This window comes from Streptomyces sp. NPDC013455, from assembly GCF_040632975.1.
Lineage (GTDB): Bacteria > Actinomycetota > Actinomycetes > Streptomycetales > Streptomycetaceae > Streptomyces.
This window is the reverse complement of record NZ_JBEYCX010000008.1, coordinates 273,034-297,412: the sequence shown is the minus strand read 5'-3', so window position 1 is coordinate 297,412 and position 24,379 is coordinate 273,034. Positions and strand designations below refer to the sequence as shown.

General features: G+C 73.8%; 18 protein-coding genes. 7 read left to right on the top strand and 11 right to left on the bottom strand.

The genetic code is table 11. The annotated features are described in order from the left end of the window. Positions 1–209 precede the first annotated feature (209 nt). A complete protein-coding gene (locus tag ABZ576_RS16300; RefSeq protein ID WP_360740611.1) occupies positions 210–1,253 on the top strand; it encodes a LacI family DNA-binding transcriptional regulator in 1,044 nt (347 codons plus the stop codon). Positions 1,254–1,501: 248 nt separating this feature from the next. On the opposite strand, the gene ABZ576_RS16295 is transcribed toward ABZ576_RS16300, so the two are convergent. Continuing rightward, complete coding sequence (locus ABZ576_RS16295) at positions 1,502–2,032, bottom strand: GNAT family N-acetyltransferase (protein ID WP_360740609.1); 531 nt, start codon at positions 2,030–2,032, stop codon at positions 1,502–1,504. A gap of 322 nt (positions 2,033–2,354) precedes the next feature. Here ABZ576_RS16295 and ABZ576_RS16290 point away from each other — a divergent pair, with 322 nt between their 5' ends. Both ABZ576_RS16290 and ABZ576_RS16285 read left to right on the top strand, forming a co-directional pair. Beyond that, complete coding sequence (locus tag ABZ576_RS16290) at positions 2,355–3,191, top strand: sugar phosphate isomerase/epimerase family protein (RefSeq protein ID WP_360740607.1); 837 nt, start codon at positions 2,355–2,357, stop codon at positions 3,189–3,191. Between the two features lie 451 nt (positions 3,192–3,642). Continuing rightward, a complete protein-coding gene (locus ABZ576_RS16285) occupies positions 3,643–4,884 on the top strand; it encodes an MFS transporter (RefSeq protein ID WP_360740605.1) in 1,242 nt (413 codons plus the stop codon). Here the strand turns inward: ABZ576_RS16285 and ABZ576_RS16280 are convergent. Both ABZ576_RS16280 and aroA read right to left on the bottom strand, forming a co-directional pair. Continuing rightward, positions 4,859–5,452 (bottom strand): alpha/beta hydrolase, encoded by a 594-nt coding sequence (locus tag ABZ576_RS16280; protein WP_360740603.1) that lies wholly within the window; start codon positions 5,450–5,452, stop codon positions 4,859–4,861. The two genes, ABZ576_RS16285 and ABZ576_RS16280, sit on opposite strands and share 26 nt — an antisense overlap. 41 nt (positions 5,453–5,493) lie before the next feature. Continuing rightward, a complete protein-coding gene (gene aroA, locus ABZ576_RS16275) occupies positions 5,494–6,729 on the bottom strand; it encodes a 3-phosphoshikimate 1-carboxyvinyltransferase (protein WP_360740601.1) in 1,236 nt (411 codons plus the stop codon). A gap of 187 nt (positions 6,730–6,916) precedes the next feature. Between aroA and ABZ576_RS16270 the strand changes: the two genes are divergently transcribed. Then, the gene (locus tag ABZ576_RS16270) at positions 6,917–8,758 is read left to right on the top strand and encodes a glycoside hydrolase family 3 protein (RefSeq protein WP_360740599.1); all 1,842 of its coding nucleotides are present in this window, start codon (positions 6,917–6,919) and stop codon (positions 8,756–8,758) included. A 21-nt stretch (positions 8,759–8,779) separates the two neighbouring features. On the opposite strand, the gene ABZ576_RS16265 is transcribed toward ABZ576_RS16270, so the two are convergent. From ABZ576_RS16265 to ABZ576_RS16240, 6 genes are all read right to left on the bottom strand, one after another. Then, the gene (locus tag ABZ576_RS16265) at positions 8,780–10,195 is read right to left on the bottom strand and encodes a S28 family serine protease (protein WP_360740597.1); all 1,416 of its coding nucleotides are present in this window, start codon (positions 10,193–10,195) and stop codon (positions 8,780–8,782) included. A gap of 110 nt (positions 10,196–10,305) precedes the next feature. Then, positions 10,306–10,698: a hypothetical protein gene (locus ABZ576_RS16260; RefSeq protein ID WP_360740595.1), complete on the bottom strand. Its 393-nt coding sequence runs from the start codon at positions 10,696–10,698 to the stop codon at positions 10,306–10,308. A 213-nt stretch (positions 10,699–10,911) separates the two neighbouring features. Next, entirely contained in the window at positions 10,912–14,691 is a 3,780-nt protein-coding gene (locus ABZ576_RS16255) for an ABC transporter ATP-binding protein (protein ID WP_360740593.1), read from the bottom strand. 95 nt (positions 14,692–14,786) lie between these two features. Next, positions 14,787–15,830: an esterase-like activity of phytase family protein gene (locus ABZ576_RS16250; protein WP_360740591.1), complete on the bottom strand. Its 1,044-nt coding sequence runs from the start codon at positions 15,828–15,830 to the stop codon at positions 14,787–14,789. 53 nt (positions 15,831–15,883) lie between these two features. After that, positions 15,884–16,807 (bottom strand): serine hydrolase, encoded by a 924-nt coding sequence (locus ABZ576_RS16245; protein WP_360740590.1) that lies wholly within the window; start codon positions 16,805–16,807, stop codon positions 15,884–15,886. A gap of 493 nt (positions 16,808–17,300) precedes the next feature. Then, positions 17,301–17,759, bottom strand: a complete 459-nt coding sequence (locus ABZ576_RS16240) for a MarR family winged helix-turn-helix transcriptional regulator (RefSeq protein WP_360740588.1) — start codon at positions 17,757–17,759, stop codon at positions 17,301–17,303. A 272-nt stretch (positions 17,760–18,031) separates the two neighbouring features. Here ABZ576_RS16240 and ABZ576_RS16235 point away from each other — a divergent pair, with 272 nt between their 5' ends. After that, a complete protein-coding gene (locus ABZ576_RS16235; RefSeq protein ID WP_360740586.1) occupies positions 18,032–18,388 on the top strand; it encodes a peptidase inhibitor family I36 protein in 357 nt (118 codons plus the stop codon). A 640-nt stretch (positions 18,389–19,028) separates the two neighbouring features. Here ABZ576_RS16235 and ABZ576_RS16230 read toward each other — a convergent pair. Both ABZ576_RS16230 and speB read right to left on the bottom strand, forming a co-directional pair. Further along, the gene (locus tag ABZ576_RS16230; protein ID WP_360740584.1) at positions 19,029–20,714 is read right to left on the bottom strand and encodes a thiamine pyrophosphate-binding protein; all 1,686 of its coding nucleotides are present in this window, start codon (positions 20,712–20,714) and stop codon (positions 19,029–19,031) included. Positions 20,715–20,750: 36 nt separating this feature from the next. After that, positions 20,751–21,719, bottom strand: a complete 969-nt coding sequence (gene speB, locus ABZ576_RS16225) for an agmatinase (protein WP_360740582.1) — start codon at positions 21,717–21,719, stop codon at positions 20,751–20,753. 190 nt (positions 21,720–21,909) lie between these two features. On the opposite strand from speB, the gene ABZ576_RS16220 reads away from it, so the two are divergent. Next, positions 21,910–23,475 carry a helix-turn-helix domain-containing protein gene (locus ABZ576_RS16220; RefSeq protein WP_360740580.1) on the top strand — a complete coding sequence of 522 codons (1,566 nt, stop codon included), beginning with the start codon at positions 21,910–21,912 and terminating at the stop codon, positions 23,473–23,475. Positions 23,476–23,554: 79 nt separating this feature from the next. Further along, complete coding sequence (locus ABZ576_RS16215) at positions 23,555–24,343, top strand: phosphatase (RefSeq protein ID WP_360740578.1); 789 nt, start codon at positions 23,555–23,557, stop codon at positions 24,341–24,343. Positions 24,344–24,379: the final 36 nt, after the last annotated feature.

Genomic DNA, 24,379 nt, shown 5'->3' with positions numbered 1-24,379 from the left:
GAGCGCGTACAGCAAGCGCTTTCTATGCAGGCAAGCTAGCCTGTGCACGGCGCTCTGTACAAGACCGTGTCCCGTTCGAGTTGTTCGAGGGGGCGAACAACCGGGGTCGCCGGCCTTAAGGTCTGCTCGAAGGTCCGCCTCGGAACCGCGAGCGCGGCCTGGCTGTCTACGAGGGCGTACGACGACATGCGCGACCGGAGGACGACGAGATGACGGTGACCCTGGCGGACGTGGCGGCCCGCGCCCAGGTCTCCCCCGCGACGGTGTCGCGCGTGCTGAACGGCAACTACCCGGTCGCCGCGTCCACGCGCGAGCGGGTGCTGCGGGCGGTGGACGAGCTGGACTACGTCCTCAACGGCCCCGCCAGCGCGCTCGCCGCGGCCACCTCCGATCTCGTCGGCATCCTCGTCAACGACATCGCCGACCCGTTCTTCGGCATCATGGCGAGCGCGATCCAGGGCGAGATCGGCGGGCCGGGCGGGCGCGCGGGCGGGGAACGCCTGGCGGTCGTGTGCAACACGGGCGGCTCGCCGGAGCGTGAACTGACCTACCTCACCCTGCTGCAGCGGCAGCGGGCGGCGGCCGTCGTGCTGACCGGCGGGGCCGTGGAGGACGAGCCGCACGCGACGGCGGTCGCGGCGAAGCTGCGGAAGCTGGCGGACGCCGGGACCCGGGTGGTGCTGTGCGGGCGCCCGCCGGCGCCGGACGCCCCGGCCGTCGCGCTCACGTTCGACAACCGCGGCGGCGCCCGGGCGCTGACCGACCATCTGGTCGGCCTCGGCCACCGGCGCCTCGGGTACATCGCCGGCCCCGAGGAGCGGACGACCACCCGGCACCGTCTGGAGGGCCACCGCGCGGCCCTGGCGGCGGCCGGCGTCGAGGAGGATCCGCGCTGGACCGTGTACGGCCGGTACGACCGGCAGTCCGGCTACGAGGCCACGCTGGAGCTGCTGCGCCGCGACCCCTCCCTGACGGCGATCGTGGCCGCGAACGACTCCGTCGCCCTCGGCGCCTGCGCCGCCCTGCGCGAGTCCGGCCGGCGCATCCCCGAGGACGTCTCGGTGGCGGGCTTCGACGACCTGCCCTTCAGCGTGGACGCGGTGCCGTCCCTCACCACGGTCCGGCTGCCCCTGGCCGAGGCGGGCGCCCGGGCGGGCCGCATCGCCATGGGCCGCGAGGAGCCGCCGCCCGGAGGGATCGCCTCCGTGCGGGGCGAGTTGATGGTGCGGGGGTCCACGGGAGTGCCGCGGTAGTCCTGCCGGCGACCTGGTCCGCGAGAGGTCCGGGCGTGCCGGCCTGGCGGGTCGGATGGTGGTCGATCAGCGGGTGACCTGCCGGGCGAGCCGCGGATCGGCCAACTCTTCGGTCACCTCACCGAGATGTGCCCGCGAGACACCGCGGAAGGCAGGATGGGTCGAGGCCGCACGGGCCCGCTTCCCGGCCGCACTCTGTGCTTCCCCGCAGAAGTGCGAACGCGGCCGGCGGAGCACCGGCCCGGGCATCAGGGCCTCAGCAGTCCGCCCACCCACCAGTCGTGCGGCTTGCCGTCGTTGGCGATGCCGCGATTGCGCAGCGTCCCTTCGACCGTGAAGCCGAGTTTCCGGGCGACGGCAAGCGAGCCGGTGTTCCCGGTCATGGCCCACCATTCGATGCGGTGGACGTCGAGGGTGGCCCACCCCCAGTCGCACAGGGCCCGAGCGGCCTCCACCGAGTACCCGCGTCCGCGCTGCTCCTTGACCGCCCAGTAACCGAGCTCCCAGACGCCGCGGCTGAGGAGGGTCAGGCAGTACGAGCCGACCAGGGCGCCGGTGTCCTTGCGGAACGCGCCGAGGGTGTAGTCCCTGTCCTCGGCCCACTGAGCGGGCAGCTTCTCCCCCACGAGCTGCTCCGCGTCCGCGCGCCGGTACGGCACCGGCACCGGGGTGTAGAACTGGATGTCCTCGTCCTGGCAGGCTTCGTACACCGCATCCACGTCGGCAGGAGTGAAGGCCCGCAGCACCAGACGGTCGGTCTGAAGCGTCACTGGATCCATCGCGGCAGTATGACCACCACCGACAAGCGGCGACCAGTGAATATCCCGACCGCGGACCGGGCCGTGAGCGGCGCGGGGAGCCTGGGGCGCCGGGAGTTCTCCGCGGCACCTCGGGAGCACCACGGGAGTCCCCCGGAGCACCACCGGGCTCCCCCGGAGCGTCACGAGTCCATGGGCCGCCGCGGGATTGTCCGGGCGCCGCGGCAGTCCTCCCCTGCACCGGGGGGTGAGGCGGCTCTCGGGGTGGCGGGGCCGGGCGGTCGGCCGGAAGCGGGGGCTCGTGTTGGGCGGAGCGGGTGAGGGGCGAGTAGGGTCCGTGGCCATGAAGCTGGCGTTCTCCACTCTCGGTGTTCCCGGCCTGCCCGTGCCGGAGGTCCTCGCGCTCGCGACCGCGCACGGCTATCACGGCGTCGAGCTGCGCGCCCACCCCGAGGAACCGGTGCATCCGGGCCTGGCGCCCGCCGAACGCGCCGAGACCGCGGCGCTGTTCCGGGGCGCCGGGATCTCGGTGCTCGGCCTCGCCGGGTACGCGCGCGTCGCCGCCCCGGGCGAGGACGCGCCCGTGCTGGCGGAGATCCGGGACCTGCTGCGGCTGGCCCACGACCTGGGCGCGCCCTTCGTCCGGGTCTTCCCCGGCGCCGACCCGGACCGGCCCCGCGAGGAGTCCGACGCGCTCGCCGCCCGGCGGCTCGGCACCGCCGCCGAGGACGCCGCCGCGCTCGGCGTCCGCATCCTGCTGGAGACCCACGACTCGCACCGCACCGGGGCCGACGCGATCCGCGTCCTCGGCCCGGTCGGACACCGGCACGTGGGCGCGCTGTGGGACGTGATGCACACCTGGCTGGGCGGTGAGCAGCCCGCGGACAGCTACGCGGCCCTCGCCCCGCACCTGGGCTACGTCCACGTCAAGGACATCTCCTCCGCCGAGGACACCACCCCGCTGCCGCTCGGCGCGGGCGTGCTGCCGCTCACCGAGTGCGTGGACGTGCTGTCCCGGGGGAGGTCCCCCCACTCGAGCGAAGCCGAGAGCGGGGGCGGTTGGGACGGCTGGCTGTGCTGGGAGTACGAGAAGCGCTGGTACGAGGGTGCCGGCCCGCTGCCCGAGTTGCTGGGCGCGGGACGCGAGCACCTGGTACGGCTGCTGGGCGAGGCGGCGTAACCCGGCTTGGAGGCGGCGCAACCGGGCTTGGAGGCGGCGCGACCGGGCTTGGACGACCGGCTTCCCGGCGGACGCCGAGCGGGGCAACCGGGCTTGGAGGCGGCGCGACCGGGCTTGGACGACCGGCTTCCCGGCGGACGCCGAGCGGCGCAACCGGGCTTGGAGGCGGCGCGACCGGGCTTGGACGACCGGCTTCCCGGCGGGCGCCGAGCGGGCCAACCGGGTCCGGGCCACCGGGAAACCAGCCGGCCCGAGGCGGTGCGGTCAGGCCCGGATCACCGGTAACCGGCCGGCCCGGGGCGGCGCACTCGCCATGGCCGCCGGGAGACCAGCCGGCCCGAGGCGGCGTAGTCGGGTCCGGGCCGGTGGGAAAATCGATGGCGGGGGCCCGGACCCGCGGTTAGCCTCCCCCGGTGATCCAGCCACCCGGGCCGTGCGCCCGCTTCCGCTCATGAGCCTCGCCCGCTCGCTCGTGGACGTACGACCGCTGCGCACCTCACCCGTCTTCCGGCGGCTGCTGATCGGCCGGACCGTGTCCGTGCTCGGCGGGTTCATGACCATGGTGACGGTCATGTACCAGGTCTGGGACATGACCCGCAGCACCGCCTGGACCGGTGCGGTCGGGCTGGCACAGGCGCTGCCGCTGGTGGTGTTCGGGCTGTTCGCCGGGGCGTGGGTGGACCGGGCCGACCGGCGCCGGATCTTCCTCGCGGCGACCGTCGGCCAGGCGGTCTGCTCGGTGCTGCTGGCCGTGCAGGGCTTCACCGGGCACGTGCCGGTGGCGGCGGTGCTGCTGCTCGTCGCCGTGCAGTCGGCCTTCGGCGCGCTCGGCGCCCCGGCCGCCGGGGTCTTCGTACCCCGGCTGCTGCCCAAGGAGCAGGTGGCCGCCGGGCTGGCGCTCCAGCAGGTCACCGGTCAGTCGATGATGCTGCTCGGGCCGGCTCTGGCCGGGGTGCTGCTGGGCTGGTTCGGCATCGGCGTCTGCTATCTGCTGGACGCCCTCAGCTTCGGTCTCGCCTTCTACGGCGCGAGCGGGCTGCCCGCGCTGCCGCCGCAGGGCGAGCCGTCGCGGGCCGGGGTGCACGGGGTGCTGGACGGGCTGCGGTTCCTGGCCGGGCACCGGGTGGTGCGGGGGGCGCTGGTCACCGACCTCGCCGCCACCGTGCTCTCGTTCCCGGTGAGCCTGTTCCCGCTGGTCAACGCCGAGCGGTTCGGCGGTGACCCGCGCACCCTCGGCCTCTTCCTGTCGGCGCTGGCGGTGGGCGGCGTCGCGGCGACCGCGCTGTCCGGCCCGCTGACCCGGCTCGCCCGGCCGGGCCCGGTGATGCTGTGCGCGTCCGCGACCTGGGGTGCGGCGCTGGTCGCGTTCGGCATGGCCGGCAGCCCGTGGGCGGGCCTCGCCCTGCTCGCGCTGGCCGGCGCGGCGGACGCCACGGCGGTGGTCTCCCGGTCCACGATCGTGCAGACCCGCACCCCGGACGCGCTGCTCGGCCGGGTCACGGCGGCCGAGCAGATCGTCGGCCAGGCGGGCCCCAGCCTCGGCAACGCACGCGGCGGCCTGGTCGCCGGCTGGACCTCGGGCACGACCGCCCTGATCAGCGGCGGCCTGCTGTGCGTCCTGGCGGTGGCGGCGGTCGCGACGACGACACCCGAGCTGCGCGCCGGGACTACCGGCCCGCCGGGCGCCCCGTGAGCGGGGCGGTGCCGTCGAGGCACCAGGCCAGGACGGCGGGCCAGGTGCCGTAGCCGGCGTCCGGGTCGAGGTGGGCGGCGCCGGGCAGGATGTCGGCGGGGATGCCGAACGGCTCGGCGAAGAGCGGACCCGCGCCCTCGGGGCAGTACGGGTCGTCGTCCCCGGCGACCAGTCGGGTGGGCCCGGGCAGGGCGAAGTCCGGCGCGGGCGGGACGAAGGCGGCCACTTCCGGGTGGCGGGCGAGGACGGACCCGGACGGCGGGGCGACCAGCAGCACCCGGTCGGCGTGGTGCTGCTCCTTCATCCCCCGGGCGGCCGCGTGCAGCCACAGCACGGCGGACAGGCTGTGCGCCACCACGACCCGCTCCCCCGAGGGGTCCAGCTCCTCCAGGTGGCGGGCGAGTTCGCCGAGCCACACGTCCAGGTCGGGGTCGTCGGCGTCGGGCAGCTGCGGGTAGCCGACCCGGTGGCCGGCCGCGGCGAGCCGGTCGGCGAGCCAGTGCTGCCAGTGGCCCTCGGGACGGTGGTTCTGCCAGCCGTGCAGGATGAGATACGAGCGTGTGGTCATGCCGCTGATCCTCTCCTCGGTGTCTGTGTCACCGCCCGCCGTCAGCCGGCGGCGGGCAGGGCCGCGAACGCCTCGTGGAAGCCCGGGAACGTCTTGCGGACGCAGCCGGGGTCGTCGTAGGTCAGGCCGGGCGTGCGCAGCGCGGTCACGGCGAAGGACATCACGATGCGGTGGTCGCCGAAGGTCTTGATCTCCACTCCGGGCGCGGGCGTGCCGGGCCGGATCTCGATCCAGTCGGGGCCGGTCGCCACCCCCACGCCGAGCCGCCGGAGGTTGTCCGCGCACGCCTCCAGGCGGTCGCACTCCTTCACCCGGGTGTTGCCGACGTCCTCGATGCGGACCGGTCCGGAGGCGAACGGGGCGATCGCGGCCAGCGTCGGCATGGTGTCGGAGATGTCCCGCATGTTCACGGTGAGTCCGCGCAGTTCGCCGGTGCCGCGTACGGTCGTGCGGTCCGCGGCGATCTCCACCTGCGCACCCATCCGGCGCAGCACCTCCACGAAGCGCAGGTCGCCCTGGAGCGCGCCGGCGCCGAGGCCGGGCACGGTGATCTCGCGGCCCGGGGTGACGGCCGCCGCGGCGAAGAAGTAGCTCGCGGTGGAGGCGTCCGGCTCGATGGCGTAGGTGGTGGCCCGGTAGCCGCCGGGCGGTACGTCGTACGCCGTGCCGTCCCGGACCACGTCCACGCCGAAGGCGCGCATCATCGCGAGGGTGATCTCCACGTACGGCGCCGACACCAGGTCGGTCACCCGGATCCGCAGTCCGGTGCGGGTGAGCGGGCCGAGCAGCAGCAGCGCGGTCAGGTACTGGGAGGACTCGCCGGCGTCCAGCACCACCTCGCCGCCCTCGACGCCGGCCGCGTGGACGGTGAGCGGGTGATGTCCCTCGCGCTCCTCGTGCCGCAGGTCGACACCGAGGTCGCGCAGGGCGCGGGTGAGCGGGCCGAGGGGGCGGCGGCGCATCTGCGGGGAGGCGTCGAAGCGGTAGCTGCCGTGTCCGGCGGCGGCCAGGGTGGGCAGGAAGCGCGCGGTGGTGGCGCCGTCGCGGCAGAAGACGTCGGCCTCGGCACGCCCCGGCCCCTGCGGGCGGCCGTCCACCTGCCAGGTGTCCGGGGTGCGGCCGACCCGGTAGCCGAGCCGGGTCAGGCCCTCGGCGAAGCCCTCGGTGTCGTCGGAGCGCAGCGGCCGTACGAGGGTGCTGACCCCGTCGGCCGCGGCGGCGAGGAAGAGCGCGCGGGCGGTGATGGACTTGGAACCGGGGATGGCGACTGCGGGCATGGCGGCATGATGACGGCTCGTCCGCACTCCAGGTCCCGGATGTCCAGGAGCTGGACGCGCCCCCGTGAATGCGGGGCCCGCGGTGCCTTCCTGGTTACTGTGCATTCCCTTGACGGAAAGAAACTTCCTGGATATTGGTGACTCCTCGGAAGTTTCCTTCAGCGGTTCTCCTCTGGAAGGAGCGCACGTGCACGACACCAGCACGGGAAGCACGGGAAACACCGCACGGCCGTCCAGACGCGCCGTCCTCGCCGCGACCGCGGGCCTCACCGCCGCGCTGACCGTACCGGCGACCGCCCGCGCCGCCACCGGCGGCACCCCCGGCGAACACCGCCTGCGCGCCCTGGTCTCCGGCATGACGCTGGAGGAGAAGGTCGGCCAGCTCTTCGTGATGCGGGTCTACGGCCACTCCGCCACCGCCCCCGACCAGGCGGACGTCGACGCCAACCTCAAGGAGATCGGCGTCCGCACCGCCGCCGAGCTGATCGCGAAGTACCGGGTGGGCGGGATCATCTACTTCACCTGGGCGCACAACACCCGCGACCCGCACCAGATCGCGGACCTGTCCAACGGGATCCAGCGGGCCTCGCTCGACCAGCCGCGCGGCCTGCCGCTGCTCATCGCCACCGACCAGGAGCACGGCGCGGTCTGCCGGGTCGGCAGGCCCGCCACGCTCTTCCCCGGCGCCATGGCGATCGGCGCGGGCGGCTCGCGCGCCGACGCGCGGACCCTCGGCCGGATCTCCGGCGCCGAACTGCGCGCGATGGGCATCAACCAGGACTACTCCCCGGACGCCGACGTGAACGTCAACCCGGCCAACCCGGTCATCGGCGTCCGCTCCTTCGGCGCCGACCCGGAGGCGGTCGCGCGGCTGGTCGCCGCCGAGGTGAAGGGCTATCAGGCGGCGCGGGTCGCCGCGACCGCCAAGCACTTCCCGGGACACGGGGACACCGCCGTCGACAGCCACTACGGCTTCCCGGTCATCACGCACAGCCGGGACGTGTGGGAGCGGCTGGACGCCGTGCCCTTCCGGGCCGCGATCGCGGCCGGGATCGACTCGATCATGACCGCGCACATCCAGTTCCCGGCCCTGGACGGCTCCGGCGACCCGGCCACCCTCTCGCGCCCGATCCTCACCGGCATCCTGCGCGAGGAACTCGGCTACGACGGGGTCGTCGTCACCGACTCCCTCGGCATGCAGGGCGTGCGCACGAAGTACGGCGACGACCGCGTGCCGGTGCTCGCGCTCAAGGCCGGCGTGGACCAGCTGCTCAACCCGCCGTCGCTGGACGTGGCCTGGCACGCGGTGCTCAGGGCCGTCCAGGAGGGCGAGCTGACCGAGGAACGGCTGGACGAATCGATCCTGCGCATCCTGCGACTGAAGGCCCGGCGCGGCCTGTTCGACCACCCCTGGGCCGACCGCGCGGGCGTCGGCCGCACGGTCGGCACCAAGGCCCACCTGGCCACCGCCGACCGCATCGCCGAGCGCACCACCACCCTGCTGGTCAACGAGGACGGCACCCTCCCCCTCGACCACCGCGCGGAGCACCGGCTCCTGGTCGTCGGCGCCGACCCGGCCTCCCCGTCCGGCACCACCGGCCCGCCCACCGGGGTCCTGGCCGCCGCCCTCACCGAGCTGGGCTTCACCGCCACGGCCCTGTCCACCGGGACCGCGCCCTCGACGGCGGCCATCGACAAGGCGGTCGCGGCCGCCCGGGACGCGGACGCGGTGGTCGTCGCCACCTACAACGTGACGGCGGCCGGCACCCAGCGCACCCTGGTCGACCGCCTGCTGGCGACGGGCCGGCCGGTGGTCGTGGTGGCGGTCCGCAACCCGTACGACGTCGCGCAGTTCCCTTCCGTCCGGGCCTGTCTGGCCACGTACTGCTGGACGGACGTCGAACTGCGCGCCGCCGCACGGGTGATCGCCGGCCGGGTCGCACCGCGCGGGAAGCTGCCGGTGCCGGTGCGGCGGGCGGACGACCCGACGAAGGAGCTGTACCCGATCGGCCACGGCCTGACGTACTAGCGGCCGGCCCGCCGGGTCCGGTCAGGGCCGCAGCGCGGGCTCCCGCTCCGCGTCGCGGACGTCCAGCTTCGGGTCGTACTTCGCCAGTGGCCTGGCCCGGTCCACCGTGGCCGGGGAGAGGCCCGCCCACTGGAGGACGGCGGCCGTCGCCCGGGACTTCTCGTCCGGGACGAGGCCCGCGACGTTCGCGCCGTGGTTGGCCCCGGGCGCGGTGAAGACGTAGGAGTCACGGGCGCCCGTGCCGAGGCGGAAGCGTTCCGAGCCCCAGGGGTCGTTCTGGCCGTAGACGAACAGCATGTGCGTGGCGTGGTGGCGGACCCAGGTGTCCACGTCCCGCATCGCCTGCGGCTGGAAGCGCATCGGGATGGAGCGGGGCACGAAGTTGCGCGGCGGCTGGTAGCCGTAGCGGACGAGGCCCTTCTCGATGTGCGGGAAGTGGATCGTCGGCGCGCCGAGCTGGGTGCCCGCCTGGTAGTAGTACGGCGTGTACGTCTCCAGGCCCTGGTCGGTGTAGGCGGAGAAGCCGGAGATGGTGTCGACCGAGTTCCAGATCTCCTCGTCGGTCGCGGTCGCCGCATCCGCCGGGACCGACGCGCAGTCCTTCAGGAGGCTGTACTGCCAGAAGCCCCAGACGTAGTCCAGGACGACCGCCTCGTACGCCTTGTCGAGGCTGCCGATGGTGGTGAAGGTGTAGCCGTTCTCGGCCGCGTACGCCGCGTACTTCTTCTCCAGCGCCGCGCGCCGCACCAGCGCCTCCCGCTGGACCGCGTTCAGCCGGTCCCGGCACTCCTTGGTGCCGACCCGCGCGAAGAACCGGTCGTACGCCGAGTCCTCCTCGTTCACCACGTCGTTGGGGGCGACGTACGCCACCACGCCGTCCATGTCGCGAGGGTAGAAGCGCTCGTAGTAGGTGGCCGTCATGCCGCCCTTGGAACCGCCGGTGGCCAGCCAGTTGGCGGAGTAGACCTGCTTCAGGGCCCGGAACACGCGGTGCTGGTCGCTGGCCGCCTGCCAGATGTCCAGCTTGGACCAGTCGGCCGGGGCGGGGCGGGAGGGGGTGAAGTAGCGGTATTCCAGGGAGACCTGGTTGCCGTCCACGATCTGGGTGGGCTCGCGGCGCGAGGGGGTCGTGGAGACGTTGTAGCCGCTGGTGTAGAAGACCGTCGGGCGGCTGGTGTCCTTGTGCAGCACCGTGATGCGCTGCTGGAACGTGCCGCGGTCCGGGTGGCGGTGGTCGACCGGCTGGGTGTAGTTCAGGACGAAGTAGCGGTAGCCGGGGTACGGCTTCTCCTGGATCAGGCTCATGCCGGGTATCGACAGGAGCCGGTCCTTGATGTCGGTGGGCTCGGACTCGGCGGCGGTGGCCGCGCCGGCCGCCGTGCTCAGCGTGCCTATGAGCACCGTGAGCGCCAGCAGCCATCTGAGCGCCTTGCGCATGCGCACTCTCCCCTGTGAGACAGATGTGCGCCGGAAGCTATCCCAGCAACTGTCGTCCCACCAGAGGGAATTGCGTGCTCCGAGTCACAAACCCGGCTCGCGGGCCGCGGTCAGCACAGGATCCAGCCGGAACTGACCGAATAACGGCCCACCGCGCCCTTGATCCAGACACAGCGGTGGCCGGCGTGCACGGTCACCGGACCGGCGTGGTGCCGGTAGCGGCCCTTGTCGACGACCGGCCGGTTGCCCCGCGCCTGCACGCTGACCGACATGGTCTGGACGGGGCCGGGGCGGCGGGCGACGGTGACGGCGCAGACGTAGCCGTGGTGCTTGTAGACGTGGGTGACGCCGGTTCTGAACGGCAGGGTCCGCACCTCGCGCCCGGCGCAGCCGCCGGCGGCGCCGGCCTGGGCGGTACCCGCCGCCGTGAACGCGAGCGCGCCGGACGCGGCCAGCACGGCCGCGGCGAGCGCCAGCCGCCGGCGTATCGCACCACTGTCCACTGTCGTCCTCCCCGTACCCTGTCACACCCCCGTGCCCGTACTGATGTACGGACGCACGCGTGTGCCGGATGGTTGCACGACCGTCAGCGCGACGCGTCAGCCGGGGGCCCGGCGGGACGCGCCGACCGGCTCCCCGGGCTTCCCGGCTGAGCGGGACCCGCCGGCCTGCTCAGCGGGACGCGCCGACCGGCTGAGCGGGCCCCGCCGGCCTGTTCAGCGGGACGCGCCGACCGGCTCCTCCGGCTCGGACGCGCCCACGAAGGTCCGCCACAGCTCGGCGTACCGGCCGCCGCGGGCCAGCAGCTCCTCGTGGGTGCCGTCCTCGGCGACCCGCCCGTGGTCCATGACCACCACCCGGTCCGCGCGGGCGGCGGTGGTCAGGCGGTGGGCCACGATCAGGGTGGTGCGCGCACGGGCGCTCGCCGAGGGGTGGCCGTCCGTCGACGGATCGGCGCCCCGGCGGCCCGCCAGCCGGTCGGTGGCCTGGTTGACCTGGGCCTCGGTGGCCAGGTCCAGCGCGGCCGTGGCCTCGTCCAGGAGCAGGATGTCCGGGACGACCAGCTCGGCGCGGGCGAGGGCGATCAGCTGGCGCTGGCCCGCCGAGAGGTTGCGGCCGCGCTCTGCGACCTCGTGCAGGTAGCCGCCCTCCAGCGTGGCGATCATCTCGTGCGCGCCGACCGCGCGGGCGGCCGCCTCCACCTCGGCGTCGGTCGCGTCCGGGCGGCCGTAGGCGATGGCGTCCCGGACGGTGCCCGGGAAGAGGTACGCCTCCTGCGGCACGACCCCGAGCCGGTGCCGGTACGAGGTGAGGTCCAGGGCGCGCAGGTCCGTGCCGTCGACCGTGACCCGGCCTGCGGTCGGGTCGTAGAACCGGGCGACCAGCTTGACCAGGGTCGACTTGCCGGCGCCCGTCTCGCCGACGAACGCCACCGTCTGCCCGGCCGGGATCCGCAGGTCGATGCCGGTCAGCGCCTCCTCGGCCTCGTCGCCGGACCCGTACGCGAAGTGCACGTCCTCGAAGGCGATGTCCCCGCGCAGCGACAGCACCTCCAGGGGCTCGTCGGCGGACTTGGTGGACGTCGGCTCGCGCAGCAGTTCCTGGATGCGGCCCAGCGAGACGGTGGCCTGCTGGTAGCCGTCGAAGACCTGGGAGAGCTGCTGGACGGGCGCGAAGAACAGGTCGATGTAGAGGAGGTAGGCCACCAGCGCGCCGGTGGTCAGGGTGGCGGCCTCCACCCGGCCCGCGCCCGCGATCAGCACGGCCGCCGCGGCGACCGAGGACAGCAGCTGCACGAACGGGAAGTAGACGGATATCAGCCACTGGCCGCGGATCCGGGCGCGCCGGTAGCTGTCGCTGCGCTCGGTGAACCGCCGCCCGCCGTCCCGCTCCCGCCGGAACGCCTGCACGATCCGCAGCCCGGCCACGGTCTCCTGGAGGTCGGCGTTCACCGACGACACCCGCTCGCGGGCGAGCTCGTAGGCCTTCACGCTCGCCCGGCGGAAGAAGAAGGTGGCCACGACCAGCGGGGGCAGGGTGGCGAAGACGACCAGGGCGAGCTGGACGTCGAGCACGAGCAGGGCGACCATGATGCCGAAGAACGTGACCACCGAGACGAACGCCGTGACCAGGCCCGTCTGCAGGAAGGTGGACAGGGCGTCGACGTCCGTGGTCATCCGGGTCATGATGCGGCCGGTCAGCTCGCGCTCGTAGTAGTCCAGGCCGAGCCGCTGGAGCTGGGCGAAGATCTTCAGCCGCAGCGCGTACAGCACCCGCTCGCCGGTACGGCCGGTCATCCGGGTCTCGCCGATCTGCGCGGCCCACTGCACGAGGACGGTCAGCAGGCCGAGCAGGGCCGCCGCCCAGACCGCGCCGAGCGCCGCCCGGGTCACACCGGAGTCGATGCCGTGCCGGATCAGCACCGGCAGCAGCAGGCCGGCGCCGGCGTCCACGGCGACCAGCAGCAGGCTGACCAGCAGCGGCAGCCCGAAGCCGCGCAGCAGCCGGCGCAGGCCGTAGGAGTCCTCGGCGCGGACCGCCCGGCCCTCGTCGACGTCCGGGGTGTCGGTGGCCGGGGGCAGCGCCTCGACCTGGGCGAGGAGTTCGGGGGTGGCCGGGGTGCCCGTCAGCGCCTGGTCCCTGGGTGCGCGGTCGCCGGTCCACAGCCGGGGGGTCACGCCCCGCTCGGCGTCGAACTCGGCGTCCAGCTCGTCCCGGACGGAGGTGTCCTCGGCGGGCTCGGCCGGGCGGGCGTGGCCCGGGGAGACGCCGCCCAGCTCGTCGGGGTCGGTGAGCAGGCGGCGGTAGAGGGCCGAGCGCTCCTGGAGCTCCGCGTGGGTGCCGAGGTCGGCGAGCCGGCCGCCGTCCAGGACGGCGATGCGGTCGGCGAGGTTCAGCGTGGAGCGGCGGTGTGCGATGAGCAGGGTGGTACGGCCCTGCATGACGTGCTTGAGCGCCTCGTGGATCTCGTGCTCCACCCGGGCGTCGACGGCCGAGGTGGCGTCGTCCAGGACCAGCAGGCGGGGGTCGGTCAGCAGGGCGCGGGCGAGCGCGACGCGCTGGCGCTGGCCGCCGGAGAGGGTCAGGCCGTGCTCGCCGACCTTGGTGTCGTAGCCCTCGGGCAGCTCGGCGATGAAACGATCCGCCTGGGCCGCGCGGGCGGCGGCCTCGATCTCCTCCTGGGTGGCGTCGGGGCGGCCGTAGGCGATGTTCGCGCGGACGGTGTCGGAGAAGAGGAACGAATCTTCGGGCACCAGTCCGATCGCGGCCCGCAGCGAGTCCAGGGTCAGCTCGCGCACGTCGTGGCCGCCGATCAGGACGGCGCCGTGCGTGACGTCGTAGAAGCGCGGCAGGAGCAGGGAGAGGGTGGACTTGCCGGAGCCGGAGGAGCCGACGACGGCGAGGGTCTCGCCGGAGCGGATCTCGAAGCTCAGCCCCTCCAGCACGGGCCGCTCGTGGTCGTACCCGAAGGACACGTCGTCGAACTCGACGGTCGCGGGCGCGTCGGCGGGCAGTTCCTTGGTGCCGTCCCGCAAAGTCGGCTCGGTGTCGATCAGCTCCAGGACGCGCTCGGTGCCGGCGCGGGCCTGCTGGCCGACCGTGAGGACCACCGCGAGCATCCGGACCGGGCCGACCAGCTGGGCGAGGTAGGTGGAGAAGGCCACGAAGGTGCCGAGCGTGATGTGGCCGCGCACGGCGAGCCAGCCGCCGAGGGCCAGCATGGCGACCTGGCCGAGCGCCGGGACGGCCTGGAGCGCCGGGGTGTACCTGCTGTTCAGGCGGATCGTGCGCAGGCGGCCCGCGAAGAGCCGGCGGCCGACCTCGCGCAGCTTGTGGGTCTCCTGCTCCTCCTGCCCGAAGCCCTTCACCACCCGGACCCCGCTCACCGCGCCGTCGACCACGCCGGCCACGGCGGCGGCCTGGGCCTGGGCGTACCAGGTGGCCGGGTGCAGCCTGCCGCGGCTGCGCTTGGCGATCCAGCCGAGGGCGGGCGCGACGGCCAGCGCGACCAGGGTCAGCGGCAGCGACAGCCACGCCATGATCACCAGGGAGATCAGGAAGAGCAGGACGTTCCCGATGGTCATCGGGAGCATGAAGAGCAGGCCCTGGATCAGCTGGAGGTCGCTGGTGGCCCGGCCGACGACCTGCCCGGTGGACAGCTCGTCCTGGCGGCGGCCGTCCAGCCGGGTGATCGTGCCGTACATCTCGGTCCGCAGGTCGTGCTGGACGTCCAGGGCGAGCCGGCCGCCGTAGAAGCGGCGGATGTAGGTGAGGGCGTAGACGAGGAGCGCCGCGCCGATGAGGGCGCCGGCCCAGGGGGCCATGGAGCGGGTGTGGCCGCCGATCACGTCGTCGATGATCACCTTGGTGATCAGCGGCACGACGGCCATGACGGCCATGCCGGCCAGGGACGAGCCGAGGGCCAGGACCACGTCCTTCGGGTACCGCCAGGCGTAGTCCGCCAGGCGCCGTGCCCATCCCCGTTGCGCTGTCACGCCGGTGCCCTCCTGTTTCCGGACCTGCTCTACCGGAAGGCACCAACGCCGTGAGATGCGGATTTCATCCCCGCGCAACAAAACGGCGGCGGTTCTCAGACACGTACCCGCAGGAAATAGGCGCGCGTCGTCTGGGCCGGGTTCTGGTTGTCGTCGCTCACCAGCAGGACCCGCAGGCGGCCCGCGCGGTCGCGGCCGGTGATCGCCATGCCCTCGATGTTGTCCAGCAGCGGGTTCGGCTGGGGCTGCCCGGCCGTGGCCCCCAGGGACGGGCAGTCGGCGATGTCGGCCAGCAGGGTCTTGCCGGCCGGGCGCACATCGCTCCGCCCCGTCAGGTTCTCGATGCCGCTGGTGTCCGTGGCGCGGCGCGGGTCGGCCAGGTAGAGGCGGACCGTGTTGCCGACGCCGGCGGTGAAGCCGCGCTCCAGGACCAGCAGGCGGCCGTCGGGCGTGGCCTGGACCTCCGGTACGCCGAGGCCCGGGTCGGTGCGGTAGGCGTACTGGGCGGCGAGCTCGAAACGGCCCTGGTGGCGCCGCCAGGTCTGGAAGCGGACCAGGCCGGGCGGGTCGCCCGCGAGCGCGTACTCCATGGCGGCCAGCAGGGTGCGCCCGCCGGGCAGCAGGGTCAGGCCCTCGAAGGTCTGGTTGGCGCCGGCGCGGCCGGCCGGGGCGACGAGCAGCGGGGAGGGGACCGGGAGGCGGCCGAGGATCCGGCCGTCGCCGGAGTGGCGGCGGACGGACGGCTCGGTCTCGGAGGTGACGAGCCGGGTGCCGTCCCGGTCGAGCACGAGACCCTCGGAGTCGAGGTCGGCGCCCTTCTCGTCGGCGAGGCGGACGGCCGCCTCGGGCCGGAGGGTACGGGCGTCCAGGCGGAACAGGACCGAGCGGTCCGACAGGGCCGCGAGGGAGCCGTCCCGGTCCTCGGCGAGGGCGGAGAGGTTGCCGACGAAGGTGCCGTCGTACGTCGTCTTGTCGAGCGCGTCGGAGAAGCGGTCGATCGAGACGGCGGGCGAACAGGCGCCGGGCGGCCGGGCGGTGGCGCCGGCGGGCGCGGTGGCACCGGCGGGCCCGGCGGCGGACAGGCAGGTGGCCGCCGCCAGGCAGGCGGTGAGGGTGGCGAGTACGGTTCTCGGGCGCATGGGCGTCACCGTAGAGCCGGCCGGTGACGCGCGGGAGGCCGCCTCGTGAAGGGTCAGCCCTGCGGCGGCACCGCGACGAACGCCTCGCTCGGCCGGCTGGTCGGGGTGTAGCGGGTGATCCCGGAGGTGGTCGGCACCAGGTCCTTGTGGATCGCCTTGGCGATGTTCTGGATGGTGGTCACGCCGTAGCTCATGGTGCTGTTGTCCTGCGTCAGCACGGTGATCATGTAGTCGTGGCCGGCGCCCTTGAAGGTGCCCAGGCTGTGCACCCGCCAGCCGTGCGTGGAGCGCTGCAGCCAGCCGTTCTTGACGTGCACGGAGACGGAGGAGGGCGCGCCGGCCGGGGTGCCCCAGCGCTGCGAGGAGACGACCTGGCCCATCAGCTTGAGGATGTAGGCGCGGGAGTTGTCGCTCAGCACGCTGTTCTTGGCGGTGATGAGCTTGAGCAGCTTCTGTTCGTCGGTGACGTTCTCCTGGGTCAGGCCCCAGTAGCCGTCCGCGCCCGGCACGGTCTTGGTCATGCCGGCGGCGGCCAGGAAGCCCTTGATCTTCGTCATGCCCAGCTGCTTCCACAGCTTGCTGGTCGCGGCGTTGTCGGACTGGGTGATCATGGCCTTGGCGAGCGACTGCTCGGTGCTCGTCAGGTACCGGTCGTGCTTCTTCGCGTCCCACAGCAGCGCGGCGAGCACGGTGACCTTGACGGTGCTGGCGGAGTCGTAGGCGCTGGTGGCGCGCAGCGTGCAGGTGGTCTTGGTGCTGCGGTCGTACAGGCCGACGGCGACGGTGCCCTTGCGGTTGGCCAGGGCCGCCGTGATGTCCTTCGCCAGCTTGTCGGCCAGGCCCGCCTTGGCGGACGTGCAGGTGACCGCGGGCGTGGTCGCGGCGGCCGGCGTCGCGGCGGTGACGGTCGGTATGAGCACCGCGGCACTGACGGCGGCCGCGAGCGCGCCGGCCCGACTGAATGTCCGGTAAGTCATGGAAAGTCCCCTTGAACGTCGTACGGGCGTCCCCCTGAACGCCGTTGAGCGCACCCGTGCGCTGTCTGAGAGGACTCGCCAGGGCGGTCGGAAGTTGTACGCATGTTCGCAGGGCTGGAGTTCGGGGCCGCGGTGGGCGCCGGTCCACCGGCCGGAGCGGCCGGCCGTCGACCGGTCGCGGTGCCACTGGTACGACAGCGGGTTGTTCACGTGGCGTGACGGTGGCCGGCTCGTCGCTCCGTTTCCCCACGGCCACGGGCTGGAGCGCCCCCTGCTGGTCCGCCGTTCCACCGTGCCCCACAAGAAGGACAGGAAGACCGGCGGACCCGTCCGCGAGATCGCCTACTCTCTGTGCCGCACAGACCCCGGTGTCACCCTGGGCGCGCTGGTGACGGCCGCCGGGCAGCGGGGGACGGTGGAGGAAGCGTTCCGGGTGGCCAGGGGACGGGTGGGCTGCACGCGCTCACTCACCGTGAAACCACCGGCCGCAGCATCAGTGGTGCCAAGCCCGCCCGCCCGTGTTGTGGATGAACCGCTGCAACACCTTGAGGGTGGTCAGGTACTCCTCGTCGGAGATACCCGCGTGCCGTTCCGCCCAGAGCTCGTCCTGAAGGGCCGCGGCCTTGTCGTAGAACGCCCTGCCCTCGGCCGTGATGCCCAGGCGTCCCTCGGCATCCTCGGTGATCCAGCCCTGGGCGATGATCGTGTCGATCTCCGACTCCATGATTTCCGGGCCGGTGTCGAGGTAGTTCCGAAGGAGACGGGACACTTCGTCACGGGTCTTGACGGTGTCGGCCCTTGCCACCTGTGCGAGGACCCACCACTGCGGTTGGGTGGTACCGATGCCGGCCAGGGCGGCCCGGGTGCGGGCGACGACGGCCTTGTAGGCCGCCCAACTCCAGTAGCCGATGGGCTGCTTGATCAGGTCGGCGTCGCTGTGTGAGTACTCCATGGCCGGGCTCCCTGCCGTTGTCCGAGTCGGTTCGACGAGATCGACCGTAGAAACTCAACCGGACTTGAGGTCAAGGGCGTAGCGGTCGGCTCCTCCGGGAGGTTGCTGCTCACTCACCGTCAGAACACCGGTGTAGTACTAGTCCCACTTCTTCCCTCACATCCGCGACGGCTCCACTGTTTCCGGGCGTGTCCCGCCGGCCGGACCCCATCCTGGCGACGCCCGGTGCACCGCACTGCCGGGCATCCCGACTCCTCCACCGGAGAGCCCACATGAAGCAGCTCCGCGCCTGGACGCTGGCCGCCGCCCTCGCCGTGACCGCCGTTCTCCTGCCCGCGCAGACCGCGACGGCCCGCGCCGCCGCCCCCTCCTGTCCCGACGGCTCCGTCTGCTTCTGGAGCGGCGAGGGCTTCGGCGGCTCGTACTGGGAGTGGACGGCCCGCAGCGGCTACCGCGACCTGCCGCCGGGCCTGCACGACCACGTGGGCTCGTTCGTCGCCTCCACCCGCGCCTGCTTCATCAACTGGAGCCCGGTGGAGAAGCGTGACGTCTTCAACGGCGACTGGCGCTCCCAGTACCTGGGCGACTTCGGCGGACGGATCGACGGGGTGGGCCCGGGCGGCTGCTGAACCGCCGGGGCGTTCGCCTGGTCCCGAAGACCGTCCAGCGCGGACGGTTTTGGCTAGAGTTGCCGGTGACGTGCGCGGTTCTGGTTCCCGCCGCAAGGACACGGGCGTGAGCTCGTCGGCGCACGTCGGCGCGGTGAGGTCTGGCCCCGGGGGCCACCGGAGCCAGACCGCGGTGCATGCGCCGGGTGGGTCCGGCCGACTTGGGGCCGGTCGGACTCACCTCGCTCTTCGGCGAAGCAGTCCCCTTCGGCCCGAACCCCGTTCCCGTCGTCGCCCTACTTGGCGAACGCCTGCACACACACCGCGACAAGGGGGGCCAATGGCGTCAGGATCGCGACCGTGACCCGCGCCCACCGGGGAAGCGGTTCCGGCTCACGTTCCGTGGTGCCACGCCTTCTCCTTGCCATGCCCGTGCTCCTCTCGCCGTAGCGTCCCGCGGTGCGGGATCCGGCCCTGGCGGACCGGAGCACTGGACGGCGATCGAAGCACCAGCGACACAGAGCATACTGGCGCTCCCCGGCCAGGACGGCACCTTCCGACCATCAACTCGGCGGATGAATCGCTTACTTGACGCCCTGCGCGGTTGCGCGGGCCTCGGAGTCCGACGCGGTCTGGGTCCGGCTGCCACCGGCGCCCCCCGTCAGCCCAGGTGCGTAGGTGCGAACATGCGCAGCGTCGTGGGGAGGACGACCACCGACGGGCCGGGGGTGGACAGGGCCTTGGACAGGTCCTGTTCCAGGGTGTCCGGGGTCGTGCGCACGGCCGGTACGCCGAAGGACCCGGCGAGGGCCACGTAGTCGGGGCCGGGCAGGTCCGTCGCCGTGGCCTGCCCGAAGGCGTCCGTCATGTACTCGCGCAGGATGCCGTAGCCGCCGTCGTCGACGATCAGCCAGGTGACGTTCAGGGCGTACTGCCTCGCCGTCGCCAGCTCGGCGATGGAGTACAGCGCTCCGCCGTCGCCGGACACCGCCAGCACCGGCCGGGTGGGGTCCGCGACCGCCGCGCCCAGCGCCGCCGGGAAGCCGTAGCCGAGGCCGCCGGCGCCCTGGGCCGAGTGCATGCGGTTCGCGCCCCGGGGGTCGAACGCCGACCAGGCCCAGTACGCCAGGATCGTCATGTCCCAGAAGGACGGCGAGTCGGCGGGCAGGGCCCGGCGCACGGCCGCCAGCACGTCCTGCTCCAGGCCCAGGTCCTGGGCCGCGATCCGGGCCGCCACCTTCGCCAGCAGCTCGCGCACCCGCTCCGGCGCCGACTCGTCCGTGCGCTCCTCCACCGTCTCCAGCAGGGCCTGGAGGGCCGGTCGGGCGTCCGCGTGGATGCCGAGCGCGGGGTGGTTGGACTCCAGCTTGCCGAGGTCCACCTCGATCTGGACCACCCGGCCGCGCGGTCGGAACGTGTGGTAGTTGGAGGACAGTTCACCCAGGCCCGAGCCGACCACCAGCAGGACGTCGGCGTCCTCCAGGAAGTCGGTCGTGTGCCGGTCCTCCAGCCAGGACTGGAGGGACAACGGGTGCGTCCAGGGGAAGGCGCCCTTGCCGCCGAAGGTCGTCACCACGGGCGCCCGCAGCTTCTCGGCCAGCTGCCGCAGCTTCCCGGAGGCGTCCGCGCGGACCACCCCGCCGCCCGCGATGATCGCCGGGCGCGCCGCACGGGACAGCAGGTCGGCCGCCACCGCCGTCAGTTCCGGGCGCGGGAGCAGGTCGTCCGGGGTGGCGTCCACCGCCGTCACCACCGGCAGGTCCGTCTCGGCCAGCAGCACGTCCTGCGGGATCTCCACCCACACCGGGCCGTGCGGGGCCGTCAGGGCCGACGTCCAGGCCGCCGCGATCGCGGAGGGGATCTGCGAGGGGGTGCGGACCGTGTGGACCGACTTGACCACGCCCCGGAACGAGGCCGCCTGGTCGGGGAGTTCGTGGAGGTAGCCGTGGCGGCCGCCGCCCAGGCCCGCCCGGGGGACCTGGCTGCTGATCGCCAGGACGGGGGCGGAGGCGGCCGCCGCCTCCTGCAGCGCGGCGAGCGAGGTCAGCGCGCCCGGTCCGGTCGACAGCAGGAGCGGGGCCGCCTCACCCGTGACACGGCCGTACGCGTCCGCCGCGAAGCCCGCGTTGTTCTCCATCCGCAGGCCGATGTAGCGCAGCGAGGAGCGGCGCAGGGCGTCGAACACACCGAGGGCGTGCTGGCCGGGCAGACCGAAGACGGTGGTCGCGCCGAGCCCGGCCAGCGTCTCCACGACGAGGTCCCCGCCGTTGCGTCCGGCCGGAGGGTGCAGTGCGGCCTCCGTCTGCGCGGGCGTCGGGCGGAGCACCAGGTCGTGGTCGTGGGTCACTGTTCTCGGTCCCCGTTCTCGGTCCCCTGAGGGGTGTCAGGCGGTGCGGGCCGCCGCGATCTGGCGGCTCATGATGGTGGTCAGCTCGTAGGCCGTGTGGGAGGCCGCGACCGAGGTGATCTCGGCGTGGTCGTACGCCGGGGCGACCTCGACCACGTCCGCCGAGACCAGGTTGCAGGATGCCAGCCCGCGCAGGATCTCCAGGAGCTCGCGGGAGGTCATGCCGCCCGCCTCCGGGGTGCCGGTGCCGGGCGCGTGGGCCGGGTCGAGGCAGTCGATGTCGATGGAGATGTAGAGCGGGCGGTCGCCGATGCGCTGGCGCAGCTGGTCGGCCACCTCGTCGGCGCCCCGGCGGTAGACGTCCGCCGAGGTGACGATGCCGAAGCCCATCTTCTCGTCGTCGGTGAGGTCCTGCTTGCCGTAGAGCGGGCCGCGGATGCCGACGTGGGAGAGCGCCTCGGTGTCGAGGATGCCCTCCTCGACGGCACGGCGGAACGGGGTGCCGTGGGTGTACTCGGCGCCGAAGTAGGTGTCCCAGGTGTCCAGGTGGGCGTCGAAGTGGAGCAGGGCGACCGGGCCGTGCTTCTTCGCGACCGAGCGCAGCAGCGGCAGGGCGATGGTGTGGTCGCCGCCCAGGGTCATCAGGCAGGCGCCGGTGCCGAGCAGCTCGTCCGCCGCCGCCTCGACGGTCTCGACGGCCTCGTTGATGTTGAACGGGTTGACGGCGATGTCGCCGCCGTCCGCCACCTGCGCGAGGGCGAAGGGGGAGGCGTCCTGCGCCGGGTTGTACGGGCGCAGCAGCCGGGACGCCTCGCGGATCGCGTTGCCGCCGAAGCGGGCGCCCGGCCGGTACGAGACGCCGGAGTCGAACGGCACGCCGACGACGGCGACGTCGGCGGTGCCGACCTCGTCGAGGCGGGGCAGCCGGGCGAAGGTCGCGGGACCGGCGTACCGCGGGATGCGGGAGGAGTCGACGGGGCCGCGGGGCGTCTCGGTGCTGCTCATGGTCGTTTGCCTTCTTTCCTGCGCTTCGCCGCGCATGTACTGCTTCCCTACGACTCTACTGGTGTGCCGGGACCGGTTCGGACGCGAGTTCGGGGGTGGTCGGGCCCCTTCGACAGTAGGTGGCCGGGCGACGGCTGCGAAGTGTACGTTTCATCCATATGGCACGGACGGGATGGAGGGAACGCACACCATGCCGGAGACGGCCGCCCCGGCGGTCCCGCCGACCCCGCCGGTACCGCTCCAGTCCCTGCTGGCCCGGGAGGACCTCGCCCTGCGGCAGATCGCGGGCCCGGCGGACCCGGGCGTCGTGATCCACTGGGCGCACACCTCGGAGATGGCCGACCCGTACCCGTACCTGCTGGGCGGTGAGCTGCTGCTCACGGCCGGGGTGCACATCCCGGAGACGGCCCGCGGCGAGGGCGGCACGGGCCGGCCGGGTGAAGCCGGGGGCGCGGCGGAGTACTTCGACGGCTACGTCTCCCGGATCGTGGCGGCGGGCGGAGCGGCCCTCGGTTTCGGGCTGGCCCCGGTGCACGACACGGTCCCGCGGGCCCTGGTGGCCGCCTGCGACCGCCGGGGCCTGCCCCTGCTGGAGGTTCCGCCGCAGACCACCTTCTCCGGTGTGGCCCGCGCGGTCTGGCAGCTGATGGCGCAGGCGCGGACGGCCGAGCTGCGCCGCGTCACCGAGGCCCAGCAGCAGCTCGCGGCGGCCGCGGCCCGCCCGGACCCCGTCCCCGCGGTGCTGCGCCGGCTGGCCCAGCGGCTGGGCGGGCGCGCGGTGCTCTACGGGCCGGACGGCACGGAGGTCGCGGCGGCGGGCCGCAGGGCCCCGGAGGGCGTACCGGCGGCCCTGGCGGAGCTGGCCGGGGTGGTCCGACCGGTACCCCCGGCATCCCCGCAGCCCGGGGGCGCGCCGGCCGCCGACCCGCAGCCCGTCCCCCGGCCGCAGCCCGCCTCCGCCGCCGGCGCCCTAGGACCCACCCGCCTCTCCGTCTACGCCCTCGGCGCCGGCGGCGGCTTCGTGCTCGGGGTGGCCACCGCCCGGCGCGGTCCCGGCGATCACACCATCGCCTCCGTCGCCGCCGTGCTGCTGGCCCTGCTGACCGGCGAGCACCAGAGCGGGGCCGGGGCCGCCCGGTCCTCCGCCCTGGTACGGCTGCTGCTGGGCGCCCCGCCCGCCGAGGTGGCCCCCCTGCTCGGCACCGGCCGCCGCCTCGTCGTGCACGCGCGGCCGGACGCCCAGGTCCCGGACGCGATCGCCGCCTCCGCGCTCGGCGCCGCCCTGGGCTCACCTCTGGTCGACCTCGCCCCCGACCTCGTAAGGGTCCTGGTGCCGGCGGACCGGGAGCCGCAGCCGCAGCCCGGCTGGACGCTCGGGGTGAGTGCCGCCGCCGAGCCGCACGAGTGGCCGCAGGCCGACACCCAGGCCGCCCGGGCCCTCGCCCGCGCCCGCGCCACCCGTGCCCCGCTGGTCCGGCACGCCGCCCGGCCGGCCCTGGAGGACCTGGTCCCCCGGGCGGAGGCGCGGGCCCACGCGCGGGCGCTCCTCGCGCCGCTCGCGGGCCGGCCGGCGCTCGCCGAGACCCTGCGCGGCTGGCTGTCCCTGCACGGCAGTTGGGACCGCACGTCGGTGGCACTGGGCGTGCACCGCAACACCGTGCGGCAGCGGATCGCCCGCTGCGCCGCCCTCCTGGACGCCGACCTGGACGACCCGGACGTCCGCATGGAGTTGTGGTTCGCGCTGCGGCAGCAGTGAGCGCGCGAGCCGGGTGACGCCCGTCCCAGGGGGCGATATGCCGAGGACGCCCGCGGCACGCTGCCCCACAATGGGAGGCATGCCGATATCCGGGACACCCAGCCGCGCCCAGCTCCTCGACCACCTGGTGCGCACCCGTATCGCGGGGGACGTCGCCACACCTCGCGAGAACAACCTCTCCCACTACCGTCAGCTCGCCAACGGTGTCCGCAACTTCTGGTTCGGCCTGGAGCTGGGCGACCGCTGGACGGACGAGCAGGACGTGCTGGCGGTCATGGCCGAGCGCGTGGGTGTCAACGACGACCCCGAGTACCGGTACGGGCAGGACACCATCGATCCCGAACTGACCGTGGACGCGCTGGAGCGGATGGCGGCGCGGCTGCGCAAGGCGGCCGAGGGGCGGCAGCGGGTGCTGTTCGCGACCGGCCACCCGGGCGGCCTGCTGGACGTGCACCGGGCCACCGCCGCCGCGCTGCGCGCCGCCGGCTGCGAAATCGTCGTCATCCCCGACGGGTTGCAGACGGACGAGGGTTACGTCATGCAGTTCGCGGACGTGGCCGTGCTGGAGCACGGGGCGACGCTGTGGCACACCCACTCCGGCGAGCCGATGCGGGCCGTTCTCACGGGACTTGAGCGGCAGGGGCGTCCGCTGCCGGACCTGGTGGTCGCCGACCACGGCTGGGCGGGGTACGCCGGGCAGCACGGCGTGGACTCCGTCGGGTACGCCGACTGCAACGACCCGGCGCTGTTCGTCGCCGAGGCCGAGGGCACCGTCCAGGTGGTCGTGCCGCTCGACGACCACGTGGTCAGTCCCCGTCACTACGACCCGATGACGGCGTATCTGCTCGCGCAGGCGGGGCTTTCCTGACGCCGTGACAGGTGTGACGTGCGGTCCCGTCGCCGG

What these genes read in the sequence shown, in the direction of transcription:
- ABZ576_RS16300 (WP_360740611.1), top strand. Translation starts at nt 210, where the DNA reads ATGACGGTGACCCTGGCGGACGTGGCGGCCCGCGCCCAGGTCTCCCCC.
- ABZ576_RS16295 (WP_360740609.1), bottom strand. Translation starts at nt 2,032, where the DNA reads ATGGATCCAGTGACGCTTCAGACCGACCGTCTGGTGCTGCGGGCCTTC.
- ABZ576_RS16290 (WP_360740607.1), top strand. Translation starts at nt 2,355, where the DNA reads ATGAAGCTGGCGTTCTCCACTCTCGGTGTTCCCGGCCTGCCCGTGCCG.
- ABZ576_RS16285 (WP_360740605.1), top strand. Translation starts at nt 3,643, where the DNA reads ATGAGCCTCGCCCGCTCGCTCGTGGACGTACGACCGCTGCGCACCTCA.
- ABZ576_RS16280 (WP_360740603.1), bottom strand. Translation starts at nt 5,452, where the DNA reads ATGACCACACGCTCGTATCTCATCCTGCACGGCTGGCAGAACCACCGT.
- aroA (WP_360740601.1), bottom strand. Translation starts at nt 6,729, where the DNA reads ATGCCCGCAGTCGCCATCCCCGGTTCCAAGTCCATCACCGCCCGCGCG.
- ABZ576_RS16265 (WP_360740597.1), bottom strand. Translation starts at nt 10,195, where the DNA reads ATGCGCAAGGCGCTCAGATGGCTGCTGGCGCTCACGGTGCTCATAGGC.
- ABZ576_RS16250 (WP_360740591.1), bottom strand. Translation starts at nt 15,830, where the DNA reads ATGCGCCCGAGAACCGTACTCGCCACCCTCACCGCCTGCCTGGCGGCG.
- ABZ576_RS16245 (WP_360740590.1), bottom strand. Translation starts at nt 16,807, where the DNA reads ATGACTTACCGGACATTCAGTCGGGCCGGCGCGCTCGCGGCCGCCGTC.
- ABZ576_RS16240 (WP_360740588.1), bottom strand. Translation starts at nt 17,759, where the DNA reads ATGGAGTACTCACACAGCGACGCCGACCTGATCAAGCAGCCCATCGGC.
- ABZ576_RS16235 (WP_360740586.1), top strand. Translation starts at nt 18,032, where the DNA reads ATGAAGCAGCTCCGCGCCTGGACGCTGGCCGCCGCCCTCGCCGTGACC.
- speB (WP_360740582.1), bottom strand. Translation starts at nt 21,719, where the DNA reads ATGAGCAGCACCGAGACGCCCCGCGGCCCCGTCGACTCCTCCCGCATC.
- ABZ576_RS16220 (WP_360740580.1), top strand. Translation starts at nt 21,910, where the DNA reads ATGCCGGAGACGGCCGCCCCGGCGGTCCCGCCGACCCCGCCGGTACCG.
- ABZ576_RS16215 (WP_360740578.1), top strand. Translation starts at nt 23,555, where the DNA reads ATGCCGATATCCGGGACACCCAGCCGCGCCCAGCTCCTCGACCACCTG.